10 protein-coding genes are annotated in these 13,034 nt (G+C 42.6%); 6 read left to right on the forward strand and 4 right to left on the reverse strand.

Annotation, left to right across the window (positions count from 1 at the left end; all coding sequences use genetic code 11):
- Positions 1-3 precede the first annotated feature (3 nt).
- A complete protein-coding gene (locus tag BACFIN_RS06460; protein WP_007755519.1) occupies positions 4-396 on the reverse strand; it encodes a VanZ family protein in 393 nt (130 codons plus the stop codon).
- A gap of 103 nt (positions 397-499) precedes the next feature.
- Between BACFIN_RS06460 and BACFIN_RS06455 the strand changes: the two genes are divergently transcribed.
- Together BACFIN_RS06455 and BACFIN_RS06450 are read left to right on the forward strand one after the other, a co-directional pair.
- Entirely contained in the window at positions 500-1,870 is a 1,371-nt protein-coding gene (locus BACFIN_RS06455) for a sodium-dependent transporter (RefSeq protein ID WP_007755522.1), read from the forward strand.
- On the forward strand, positions 1,870-2,784 hold the full coding sequence (locus tag BACFIN_RS06450; protein WP_007755524.1) for a ComEA family DNA-binding protein: 915 nt from the start codon (positions 1,870-1,872) through the stop codon (positions 2,782-2,784). The genes BACFIN_RS06455 and BACFIN_RS06450 overlap by 1 nt, the downstream gene beginning before the upstream one ends.
- Positions 2,785-2,967: 183 nt before the next feature.
- Here BACFIN_RS06450 and BACFIN_RS06445 read toward each other — a convergent pair whose 3' ends face one another.
- Genes BACFIN_RS06445 through BACFIN_RS06435 form a run of 3 tightly spaced genes read right to left on the reverse strand, consistent with a single transcriptional unit; the run spans position 2,968 to position 6,484 of the window.
- Positions 2,968-3,624 (reverse strand): ABC transporter ATP-binding protein, encoded by a 657-nt coding sequence (locus BACFIN_RS06445; RefSeq protein WP_007755534.1) that lies wholly within the window; start codon positions 3,622-3,624, stop codon positions 2,968-2,970.
- Positions 3,625-3,632: 8 nt separating this feature from the next.
- Positions 3,633-4,367, reverse strand: a complete 735-nt coding sequence (locus tag BACFIN_RS06440) for a tRNA threonylcarbamoyladenosine dehydratase (RefSeq protein ID WP_007755536.1) — start codon at positions 4,365-4,367, stop codon at positions 3,633-3,635.
- Positions 4,349-6,484, reverse strand: coding sequence for a cation:proton antiporter domain-containing protein (locus BACFIN_RS06435; RefSeq protein WP_007755538.1), 2,136 nt, complete (start codon positions 6,482-6,484; stop codon positions 4,349-4,351). Before BACFIN_RS06435 ends, BACFIN_RS06440 begins: the two co-directional genes overlap by 19 nt.
- A 200-nt stretch (positions 6,485-6,684) precedes the next feature.
- Here BACFIN_RS06435 and BACFIN_RS06430 point away from each other — a divergent pair, with 200 nt between their 5' ends.
- The 4 genes from BACFIN_RS06430 to BACFIN_RS06415 all read left to right on the forward strand — a co-directional run bounded on the left by BACFIN_RS06430 (position 6,685) and on the right by BACFIN_RS06415 (position 13,029).
- Positions 6,685-7,692, forward strand: coding sequence for an aspartate-semialdehyde dehydrogenase (locus tag BACFIN_RS06430; protein WP_007755540.1), 1,008 nt, complete (start codon positions 6,685-6,687; stop codon positions 7,690-7,692).
- A gap of 164 nt (positions 7,693-7,856) precedes the next feature.
- Positions 7,857-9,122 carry a hypothetical protein gene (locus BACFIN_RS06425; RefSeq protein WP_007755547.1) on the forward strand — a complete coding sequence of 422 codons (1,266 nt, stop codon included), beginning with the start codon at positions 7,857-7,859 and terminating at the stop codon, positions 9,120-9,122.
- Positions 9,123-9,235: 113 nt separating this feature from the next.
- Positions 9,236-11,701, forward strand: coding sequence for a DUF4922 domain-containing protein (locus tag BACFIN_RS06420; RefSeq protein WP_007755550.1), 2,466 nt, complete (start codon positions 9,236-9,238; stop codon positions 11,699-11,701).
- A complete protein-coding gene (locus tag BACFIN_RS06415; protein WP_007755552.1) occupies positions 11,698-13,029 on the forward strand; it encodes a SpoIID/LytB domain-containing protein in 1,332 nt (443 codons plus the stop codon). The genes BACFIN_RS06420 and BACFIN_RS06415 overlap by 4 nt, the downstream gene beginning before the upstream one ends.
- Positions 13,030-13,034: the final 5 nt, after the last annotated feature.

Genomic DNA, 13,034 nt, shown 5'->3' on the forward strand with positions numbered 1-13,034 from the left:
TCTTCATTTCCTATTTTTCATTCTCGGCCTTACCCCATAATAGGCTACCAGGCTGGCCAGAATAGCTCCTGTACTATTGGCTGCAAAGTCCAGCCAGTCTCCTCCACGATAGGTGGTACAGTATTCTTGCATCAGTTCCACCGAGCCACTAAAGAGGACGGGACAGAGAAATGCACCTAACCACGCGTGCCACATCGGAGTATTATCCCTACGATGTGCACGCAAGAACTCCAGCCATAACATCCCCGACATACCGAAATACATACAAATATGCACTAATTTGTCCAAGTTAGGTATTTCATTCAAATCCGTCTTAGGCGGTTTAAAGAATGACAGGTAAATCACTGTCAGAATAATAAAAAGCGAGATAGGATATTTCTTAATATAAGATAGCATATCTAAATAAAATTACAGTTTCAGCACAAATATAAGTATCATTTTCTATATTTGCACTTTAATACGTATATTTTATAACGATTTGTAAGATAAAACAAGATTTATGACAAAAAATGATAGAGCGAACTTCGGTAGTAAATTAGGCGTTATACTTGCCTCTGCAGGCTCGGCAGTAGGGCTGGGGAATATATGGAGATTCCCTTACGAGACAGGAAATCATGGGGGAGCCGCCTTTATATTGATCTACTTAGGCTGTGTCTTGCTTTTGGGGCTTCCCATTATGATTGCCGAATTCCTGATAGGCCGTCGTTCAAGAGCCAACACAGCAGGAGCTTATCAGAAATTAGCACCCGGTACACATTGGCGTTGGGTAGGCCGTATGGGTGTATTGGCAGGTTTTCTGATCCTCAGTTATTATTCGGTAGTAGCCGGATGGACACTTGAATATATATTTGAAGCAGCTTCAAATGGTTTTGCGGGAAAAACTCCCGAAGAGTTCATCACTTCTTTCCAACAGTTTTCCAGCAATCCCTGGCGACCGGTGGTCTGGTTGGTTTCCTTCTTGTTAATTACCCACTTCATCATTGTAAAAGGGGTGGAAAAAGGGATTGAAAAGTCTTCCAAGATAATGATGCCCACACTTTTCATCATTATTCTTATATTGGTAGGCTGCTCTGTTTCATTGCCGGGCGCCGGTGCCGGTATCGAGTTTCTTTTGAAACCGGACTTCAGCAAAGTGGACGGCAATGTATTTCTGAGTGCTATGGGACAAGCCTTCTTTTCCCTTAGTCTGGGAATGGGTTGCCTTTGTACATACGCTTCCTACTTCAGTAAAGAGACAAACCTGACTAAAACGGCTTTCAGCGTGGGTATTATCGATACCTTCGTGGCAATACTAGCCGGATTTATCATTTTCCCAGCCGCCTTTTCCGTCGGAATCCAACCGGGGTCCGGTCCCAGCCTTATTTTCATTACGCTACCGAACGTATTCCAACAAGCATTTAGCGGGGTACCTATATTGGCATATATATTCTCTGTAATGTTCTACGCATTGCTGGCAATGGCAGCATTGACTTCCACTATTTCCCTACACGAAGTGGTGACAGCCTATCTGCATGAAGAATTCAAATTCTCCCGTGGGAAAGCGGCAAAACTTGTGACCGGCGGATGCATATTCTTCGGAGTATTCTGTTCATTATCATTGGGAGTAACAAAAGAATTCACTGTTTTTGGCTTGGGGATGTTCGACCTATTCGACTTTGTAACAGCCAAACTCATGCTTCCCCTCGGCGGACTGTGCATTTCTCTCTTTACCGGATGGTATCTCGACAAGAAAGTGGTATGGTCGGAAATTACCAACAACGGCACACTTAGAATTCCCGTATATCGGCTGATTGTCTTTATATTAAAATATATCGCACCAATCGCTATTACATTAATATTCATCAATGAGCTAGGATTCATCAAACTATAATGTGGAAAGACTTTTTTTATTTCACTAAAACCGAACGACAAGGCATTATCGTCCTTGTCGTCCTTATTTTAGGAGTACTCTTACTCCCCAATCTCTTCCCTCTTTTCAATCGTCCGAAAGAGGTAGACACCTTGAAACAAGAGATATTTCAGAAAGAATATAATGAGTTCATCGCTTCTCTCGAAGAAGTGGAATCTCACAAAAAGTCGAAGAATCCGACTTCCCGACCATCCGTAAGGAAAGAAATCACTCCTTTCGCATTCGATCCGAACACTGCTGATTCCATGACTTTCCTCTCTCTCGGCCTACCGGCATGGATGGCAAAGAATATTCTGAACTATCGAAGAAGACAGGGGATATTCCGACATCCGGAGGATTTCCGGAAAATATATGGGCTGAAGGAAGAACAATATCAGACTCTTCTTCCCTACATCCGGATTGCAGAAAAGCTCCGCTCCAAAGATACAGTGCGACTGCTCACCATACAAAACATACGAAAAGACACGGTATTCAAGTATCAGCCCGGTACTGTTATCAGCCTCAACCAAGCAGACACAACCGAACTTAAAAAGATTCCGGGAATCGGGAGTAGTATCGCCCGGATGATTGTAAATTACCGTAAGAAGCTGGGAGCTTTTTATAGAATAGAACAATTGCAAGAGATTCATCTAAAGGTAGAAAAGCTTCGTCCATGGTTTTCAATCGCCCCCGATGAGATACGCCGTATCAATTTGAACAAGGCAAGCGTGGAACGAATGATGCATCATCCGTATATCAATTATTATCAAGCAAGAGTGATTGTAGAGCACCGGAAAAAGAAAGGAAGATTAAAGAGTTTGAAACAATTATCACTCTATGAAGAATTCACTTCTGCCGACCTTGAACGGATAGAGCCCTATATCTGTTATGATTAATTAAAAGAAAGATGCATTCCTATCACACCAGACAAGAATGCATCACACACAAACAAAACAAACACTCTACTATCATCTTCACAGACTTCTGTAGAGAAGCGACTATAAATATATAACTAAAAGATAGAATCCTTGCAAGATTCCACCTTTTTGGTATACATTTCTAGAAGTTAGGTTCCTTTATTAATCTTTTTTAATCATACCATCTACCATATGAACCGTTCGGTCAGTTATTTTAGCAAGTCCCTCATCATGGGTAACAATCACGAAAGTCTGACCCAGCCGATCTCGCAAATCAAAGAACAGACGGTGTAAATCTTCTTTATTTTGAGTATCTAGACTTCCGGAAGGCTCGTCCGCCAGAATTACGGCAGGATCGTTGATTAAGGCTCTCGCCACAGCCACCCGTTGTTTCTCTCCTCCCGACAATTCATTCGGTTTATGGGAGGCACGGTCTGCCAGCCCCATAAAATCCAGAATCTTCATGGCACGATCGTTTGCCTCCTTTAAGGATACCCCTGCAATGAATGCAGGAATCATCACATTCTCTAATGCCGTAAACTCCGGAAGAAGTTGGTGGAACTGGAAAACAAAACCAATATTCTTGTTACGGAATGCAGACAACTCTTTCTCCTTCATCCGGCTGACCACAGTTCCGTCGATTTGTACCAGACCAGTATCCGGTTCATCCAAAGTACCCATAATTTGCAGCAGCGTTGTCTTACCCGCTCCACTAGGACCTACAATGCTGACAACCTCACTCTTATTGATTTCAAGATCAATGCCTTTCAGTACTTGTAATGAACCGAAGTTCTTCGTTATTCCTTCTAATTTTATCATAATAGCTTTTATAATCTTTTAATGACATATTCCGCCAGATAACATCCAAACACAGCAGGCATATAACTGACCGTTCCGCAAGTCGATTTCTTGTTCTGTTCGTCATCTGTGAGCAACACCGCCTTTGCATCAGCCTGTTCGGTACTGAACACAACCGGGAGTGTACGTTTCATCCCCATTTTCTGTAACCGTTTCCGCACCGCTTTGCTCAATCCGCAATGATAAGTATCCCAAAGATCGGCAAACCGTACCTGCGTAATGTCACTTTTTGCCCCTGCTCCCATACTGGAAACAATCCTGATCCGCCGTTTCATCGCTTCATAAATCAAGAAACACTTCGGACTGATTGTATCGATAGCGTCCACTATGAAATCATATTTACCGGCATCCAATAGCTCCGGTATATTTTCATCTTTCAGATAAACAGGTAAAACGGTCAGGTCGATATCGGGGTTTATATCTTTATACCGGGTAGCCAGCACTTCCGCCTTCGACATCCCCAAAGTGGAATGCAATGCAGGTAACTGACGGTTCAGGTTAGTCGGCTGCACCGTATCGGCATCTACAATCGTCATTCGTCCGACTCCTGCACGACAAATCATTTCTGCCGCATAAGCTCCCACTCCACCCAGCCCCACGACCAATATGTGAGAGTTCCGGATACGATTCATCTTCTCTTCTCCCAAAAGAAGTTCCGTTCTTTGTTGCCAGTCGTCTCTTTCCATCAGCTTTTCTTGAACCATTTATAGAACCATTTACCGACCTTCTCATAATGCTGAGACTCATTATGCCCGCGAGGATCGGAGAAAGACACGATCTCTTGCGGTTCACCGAATTGGTCGGGATATAAAATAATCAAACTATTATTTGCAAAATATTTGCCCAACTGTGACGGCAAACGATCAAAAGAAGGATCATAAGAGATAGATCCCCGACGGGCGGAAATAACAACCAACAAATGGTCATAGTTAACCTGTCCCGTTAATAGCAAAAGATCATCCCACTCATCTAATGTAGAAAACTCGGTCGGAGTACCTACATATTTCTTTTTCACAAGTTGCTGAAGCCTCATCAATGTCCGTTCATTCGAGAAGAAATGTACACGACATCCTAGAATGCTTCCCATACGGCAGAAATGCTCCACCCACTTTGCAAAGCCGGTCTCATATTCCGCCTTTGGAGGAACGGCAATATTAATCCGGCGTAAGGTATTCACCGGCATCAGGAATTTTGCGATCATCACCTCGCGATGCGTACCTTTCAGCAGACTTTCCGCCAAATGCCCGAAAAAAGAATCCACGATATTAGCTTTCCGGTGCAAACCGATCACCACATCCGTAGCCTCATACTCTTTTATCGTATGTATAATTCCCGAAGCAATATTCAGATCATAACGACTGACCATAGTGACAGGAACATCGGCAGCCGCAGCAATCATCGCAGCTTTTTCCAGATTACGTTTTCCCTGTAATTCTTTCTTTTCCGAGCTATTATTATCATTGATTACATTCAATGCTATCAACCCATTTTTCTGTTTGGCATCCTTTATGACCAATGCCAAATTGATGAGGTCTTCAATCGTATCCGGGTTGGCAACCGGAATCAATATCTGTTCATTATTATTTTTCACCCCTTCTTTTTCCGACTGCACATTTTCGTCTAAAGCAAAACGGCGGGCAGAACGCTCCGTCACCAAAGAACTGATGACACAAGTAAAGAGAATCATCACTACGGTACCGTTCAGCACATCATCATTCAGCAAACGTTCTCCATTCTCCATAATGATTTCGTGTCCGATCAATACTGCCGCCAATGTGGCTGCTGCCTGTGCATTACTCAGACCGAATATCATACTCCGTTCATTCGGCTGCATCCGATAAATCTTCTGCGTAGCCCATGCTGCCAGCCACTTGCTGAAAGTAGCTACCACTGTCATTACAATTGCCACCTTCAACGCTTCCCCACCGGTGAACAGACTTCTTACATCAATAATCATTCCGACACCAATCAGGAAATAAGGTATAAACAACGCATTTCCTACAAACTCCAAACGGTTCATCAACGGAGAAACGTGAGGAATCAGCCGATTTAAGACCAATCCGGCAAGAAAGGCTCCCAAGATACCCTCCATTCCGACAAATTCCATTAATCCACCACCCAGAAAGACCATTGCCAACACAAACACAAACTGCATCACGCTATCGTCATACTTTCGGAAGAACCAGCGACCGATACGGGGGAAGAAGAAAACAATCAAAAATCCGAGAAAAGCGACTTTAGCAACCAGAAACGCCCAAAACCAACCATCCACAGTTCCCTTAAACATTCCACCTACAACAGCTAGAATAATCAAAGCAAGGGTAACGGTAACAGCAGTACCGCCAATAGTTATATTGACACTGCGCAGACGTGACAATCCGTAACGACTGATAATAGGATAAGCAATCAACGTATGGGAAGCGTACATACTTGCCAACAGTACGGCAGTGAGAAAACCATAGCCCAACAGACTCATACTGCTCCATATACCCAATCCCATAGGAATCAGAAAGGTGAGCCAGCCAAACACAAAGCTTTTCGTCCGGTTCTTCTTAAAATCCTCCATATCCATCTCAAGACCGGCGAGAAACATAATATAATAAAGCCCGACTTTACCGAACAGTTCAAAACTGCTATCACGGTCGAGCACATGAAAGCCATGCTCTCCAATCAGTACTCCCGCCAGAATCATGCCTATAATATGAGGTATATGAAGCCGTCCGAGAATCATCGGAGCAAAAAGAATAATAATCAGTACCAAAAAAAACACCCAAGTCGGATCAGAAATTGGCAACGTTAAATTGAGATCAAACAGGTTCATAGACTGTGGTTTTAGGAATTCAACTACAAAGGAACAAAAAAGTTCGCATACCTCCAATTCATAAGTAGATAGATTCAAATAATATTTTTTCGACAAAAATGCGGTTTATATGGCAAATTGTTATAATTTTGCAGTCTAATCTTTCCTATTAGATAGTATAGAAAGGGAAATACAGTATTCACATTTAACAAAAGAAAAAGATGAAAGTAGCTATTGTTGGCGTAAGCGGAGCCGTGGGACAGGAATTCCTGCGCGTGCTCGATGAGAGAAACTTCCCGTTGGACGAGTTAGTTTTGTTCGGTTCTAAACGTAGTGCCGGAACAACTTATACTTTCCGCGGCAAACAGATCGAGGTGAAACTCTTACAACACAACGATGACTTTAAAGGGATAGACATTGCTTTCACCTCTGCCGGTGCAGGAACATCCAAAGAGTTCGAAAAAACAATCACCAAGTATGGTGCTGTGATGATCGACAACTCCAGCGCTTTCCGTATGGATGCGGATGTACCTTTGGTAGTGCCTGAGGTAAATGCCGAAGACGCATTGGAACGTCCGCGTGGCGTTATTGCCAACCCGAATTGTACGACTATCCAGATGGTAGTTGCACTGAAAGCCATCGAACAGCTTTCTCATATAAAAACCGTGCACGTATCTACCTATCAGGCAGCCAGCGGTGCCGGTGCTGCCGCTATGGACGAATTGTACGAGCAATATCGCCAAGTATTGGCAAATGAACCTGTTACAGTAGAAAAGTTTGTATATCAATTGGCTTTCAACCTCATACCGCAGATCGACGTGTTCACAGAAAACGGTTATACGAAAGAAGAGATGAAGATGTATAACGAAACACGTAAAATCATGCATTCAGATATTAAAGTCAGCGCGACTTGCGTACGTGTTCCTGCACTACGTGCTCACTCTGAAAGTATCTGGGTAGAAACCGAACGCCCTATTTCTATCGAAGAAGCCCGCGAAGCATTCGCTAAGGGAGACGGACTGGTGCTTCAGGATAATCCTGCGGAAAAAGAGTACCCGATGCCGCTATTCCTGGCTGGGAAAGATCCGGTTTATGTGGGACGCATCCGCAAAGACCTGACGAATGAAAACGGATTGACTTTCTGGATTGTAGGTGACCAAATCAAGAAAGGTGCAGCACTGAACGCAGTGCAGATCGCAGAATATCTGATTAAAGTAAAGAATCTCTAAATCATAAAAGGTGATTTAAGAAAGAAAAGTCCGGTTTCGTCCTTGAAACCGGACTTTTTATATACCTTTGCATTCACAAAATAGAATTTAAGCCGCAATTGCCTCTGCGTTATACACAAACAAATACGGTTCAAACATTAATTATCATCTAAGAATTAAACCGTATGAGAATTTACAAAGTGTTTACACTTTTAGGTCTGTTCATTTCTATATTCTACAATTGTTCACTTCCTGCCGATGATGAAGAAGATTCAGAAGGAGAAGATACGGCCACTTCCGAACTTTCTTGGGAAGGAGAAACAGATAAATTCACTATCAATTCTAAAGAAGGAGTCCATCTGAATGATCCGGCAGAAGATAGTGGAACAGCCTATGTCACCATACCGTCCACGTCAGTAAAGAATACCCGCTGGGAGTTTGGAGTTCACCTTACATTCAATCCATCCGCCAATAACTATGCACGTTTTTATCTGACCTCTTCTTCCAACATCCTCTCCGGTAGCCTAAACGGGTATTTTATACAAATAGGAGGAGCAAAAGACAATGTGACACTTTATCGTCAGAATGGAGACCAGCCCAAGCTGTTGGCTTCGGGTCGGGAAGTGATGAAGGGTAATAACTCCCCCCAATTATACATAAAAGTAGAATGCGATAACAATGGGTATTGGACTTTTTGGACACGATTGGAATCCGAAGACGGATATACATTGGAAAAGCAAGTGAAAGATACCGGCATACAGAGTTCCGTTTGTTCGGGAATTTATTGTGTCTACACCAAAACCCGCTGTAAAGCCTTCACATTCCATCATGTACGATTATCCAACGGTGTAGAGACAACGACCGACCCCGACAATACTCCCGACAAACCGGATTCCGAAGAGCCAGATATTACCGAGCTACCGGAAGATGTGAGAGGTATGCTCCTCTTTAATGAGATAATGTATGATAATGCCACAGACGGCGCCGAATACATAGAGCTCTATAATCCGACTGAACAGACTATTGTGTTGCCACAGCTTTTTCTATATAAGATGCATGAAGACGGCAAAGTGTACAGTACCACTACGTTACAAAATGAATCTCCATCCCAACCCCTGATCATTGCATCCAAAGGATATCTTTGCTTTTCTAAATATCTCGACAAGATTATTCAAAAACACAATGTCAATAGAGAGAACCTAATAGAAATATCCAAATTCCCGGCACTTGATAATGAAGGAGGCTATCTCGCACTGTCCAGCACCCCAAAAACTGGGAAAGGACATACATTTGACACTTGCCGTTTCTGGGACGAAATGCACGATACCGACAAATCCAAAACTATCGGCATTTCACTCGAAAAGAAATCACCAGAACTACCTTCACTCAACAAGAATTGGCGTTCCTCTAAACATACGACCGGCGGAACTCCTGGAATAAAAAATATGTAAGAGTATATATATCTATGATAAATTCCCTACATTTGTAGCAAAGTAAACAAGTTTATGATAAATATATAAGAAACATCTTACACAACTCATACTACACAACAAGAAGTAAAATAATGAAAACAACAATCAACTGTTTTCTTCCTTTCAGCCAGTTGGAAGAAACTGTGCAAACAGTTAAAGAGTTACGTGCATCGACGCTGGTAGACAAAATTTATTTATTGGCATCGCCAATTACCAATGTCTGTATTCCCGGATGCGAACTCATCTCTGTAGAGAAAATGCAGTCTACACAAGCGATGCGAGCTATTGCAGAACATTCTGATAAAACATATACCTTGCTCTATACCAAACACACTGCACTAAAAATAGGCATGTTCGCTCTTGAAAGAATGGTTCAAATAATGGGAATGACCCAAGCTGGCATGGTATATGCAGACCATTACCAACAGATGGACAGTGTGCAAAAACCTGCTCCGGTCATTGATTACCAATTCGGCAGCCTGCGTGACGACTTCAATTTCGGCTCGGTTTTACTGTTCAATGCCAACGTATTCAAGGAAGTTATAGAAAATACGGAAGAGGAATATCAATATGCAGGCTTGTATGATTTGAGACTCAAAATATCCCAAAAGAGCAAACTGGTACATATCAACGAATATCTATATACCGAAGTAGAAAGTGACAAGCGGGAAAGCGGTGAGAAGCAGTTCGATTATGTAGACCCTAAAAACCGTCAGGTACAGATTGAAATGGAACAGGCATGCACCAACCATTTGAAGGAAATTGGCGGATATCTTTATCCTATCTTCCGTCCCGTAGACTTTTCTTCCCACACTTTTGAATATGAAGCTTCTGTCATTATACCCGTACGCAACCGTATTCGCACAGTCAAAGATGCCGTACGCTCGGCACTGAACCAGCAAACGACCTTTCCGTTCAATGTCATTGTCATCGACAATCATTCGACAGACGGGACCAGTGAAGTTCTCCATGAACTTAGTTCGGACAAGCGGCTGATTCACGTCATTCCCGAAAGAGATGACCTCGGTATAGGCGGATGTTGGAACATAGGTATCCATCACGAGAAATGCGGAAAGTTTGCCGTCCAGCTTGATAGCGATGACGTGTATAAAGACGAACATAGCCTGCAAATCATCATTGATACTTTCTATAAACAGAAATGTGCAATGGTAATCGGCACTTATATAATGACTAACTTTGATATGCAGGAAATTGCCCCCGGCATCATCGATCATAAGGAATGGACGCCCGACAACGGACGAAATAATGCATTACGTATCAACGGCCTGGGAGCTCCCCGTGCATTCTACACGCCCATTCTTCGGGAAATCAAAGTCCCGAACACAAGCTATGGAGAAGATTATGCCCTTGGATTGAAAATTTCACACGATTATCAGATAGGCAGAATATACGACGTGATTTACCTTTGCCGCCGTTGGGAAGGCAACTCGGATGCTGCACTGCCTGTTGAGAAAATCAACCAGAATAATCTATATAAAGACCGGCTTCGTACGTGGGAATTGGAACAGCGCATCCTGCAACAAGAAACGACATTAGAGAATATTCAGCAAAAAATCGAACAGTTATTCCAAAAGCAAACTCTTTCTTGGAAACTAGCCAAAGAGAATTACCAAGCATTGGAACAGTATCGGTCACGAACAAAAGAAATATCCAAATGGTTTGGTAATGACGGTTTAGGTGCGAACCTATTCCTTAATCCGAAACGTATTCTTTCAGCTACCGCACAGACAGATATTGCCTCCATTCACTCACGGCCTTGCTTCCTCTGCCAAACAAACCGACCGCAGGAACAAGAGTTCATCAGTTATAGGAATTATCAGATACTGGTTAATCCCTATCCCATATTTAAACACCACTTTACAATTGTAGATAAGGAACACAAGTCGCAATCCATAGTCGGGCGTTTTAAAGATATGATAGAATTCACCGACATAATGAGAGAATACTTTCTTATGTATAATGGACCGGAATGTGGAGCTTCCGCTCCCGATCATGCCCATTTTCAAGCTTGCAGTAAAGAGGAAAGTATGCAGGGATCATATTACGATCACATAGATTTAATAGATAACGACAAGGTGCAAATTAGTTATGAAAATTTCCCGTACAGTTTCATCAGGATTCAGGCGAAAAATAAGAAAACAATGTCGAAAACCTTTCATCTGATTTACGACATCTTAGCTGCCAATAATAACGGAAAAGAACCAATGATGAATATTCTTGCCTGGTATGGTTTGGAACGCACCAAAGAGGATTTTGGAAAGAACTACGACGATCAATTTGAGTCAGTGGCCGAACACCCTTACAATTGTATTATCTTCTTACGCAGCAAACATCGTCCCGACTGCTATTACGCAAAAGGAGACGAACAAATTCTCATCAGTCCTGCTATTGCTGAAATGAACGGCATATTCCCTATAGTACGTGAAGAGGATATGGAGAAACTGACTCCTGAAAAAGTATATGATATCTATCGGGAAGTATCGATATCTAAAGAAAAGCTACAAGAAATAATAGAACGCATTAAAGCCGCCTTATGACAGAGCCTCAAATAGCAGTTGGCATTCTTTCTGGGAAAGAGATTGAATTCTCTTTCCCAGTGAAATTTAGTTCTTCTGTCAGAACGGAAATTTCCGGGACACAGAAAGTTATTTATCAGGATGGGAAGATTCATTGGCAAGGGAAAGAGTACGACGAATTATCCTTCATTCCTCCACAAAATGCACATGCTTTCTTTGAACTGAAAGATGTGACCATCGGAATCAACTTCCATTGGGAACGCAAAGAAGTCCAGAAATTCAAAGGGGAATTAAAGATTATCATCGAAGGAGAACAACTAACCGCCATCAATGTGATTTCCATTGAAGAATATCTTACCAGTGTAATTTCATCCGAAATGAGCGCAACAGCTTCTTTAGAACTACTAAAGGCTCACGCCGTCATCTCCCGAAGCTGGCTAGTTAATAAGTTGAGAGTTGAGAATGGAGAGTTGAGAGTTACTCTGCAGCCGGACAGCGCAGCCCACTCTCAACTCTCCATTCTCAACTCTCAACTTATAAAATGGTATGACCATGAAGCACATAGAAATTTCGATGTATGTGCCGATGATCATTGCCAGCGTTATCAGGGAATTACACGAGCCTCAACACCGCAAGCCATCGAAGCAGTCTCCGCCACGCGGGGGGAAGTGCTGATGTATAAAGGAGCGATTTGTGATGCCCGTTTCTCTAAATGTTGTGGCGGAGCTTTTGAAGAGTTCCAAAATTGTTGGGAAAACGTAAAGCATCCTTATCTAATCAGACAACGGGATAGCAAGACTGAAAAACAACTTCCCGATTTGACCATAGAGGCGGAAGCTGATAAATGGATACGCACCTCGCCTGTTGCTTTCTGTAACACGCAGGATAAGAAAATTCTAAGCCAAATCTTAAACAATTACGATCAGGAAACTGCAGACTTCTATCGTTGGAAAGTCAGTTATTCGCAACAAGAGCTTTCAGAACTGATTCATCAACGTTCAGGGATTGATTTCGGACAAATCATTGATTTAATTCCTGTAGAACGGGGAACATCCGGACGTCTTGTCCGACTAAAGATTGTAGGAACCTTACGGACACTCATCATTGGAAAAGAGTTGGAGATACGCCGCACTCTATCAACGTCCCATCTTTACAGCTCCGCTTTTGTCATAGACAAGGAGTACGGAGATGAACTCCCTTCACGATTCATCCTTACCGGAGCCGGATGGGGGCATGGAGTAGGACTTTGCCAAATCGGTGCCGCCGTGATGGGAGAACAAGGTTATAAGTATGAAGAAATACTATCTCACTATTACCCCGGTAGTACGCTTGAAAAACAATATAAATAAAATCG

The organism is Bacteroides finegoldii DSM 17565, assembly GCF_000156195.1.
Classification (GTDB): Bacteria; Bacteroidota; Bacteroidia; order Bacteroidales; family Bacteroidaceae; genus Bacteroides; species Bacteroides finegoldii.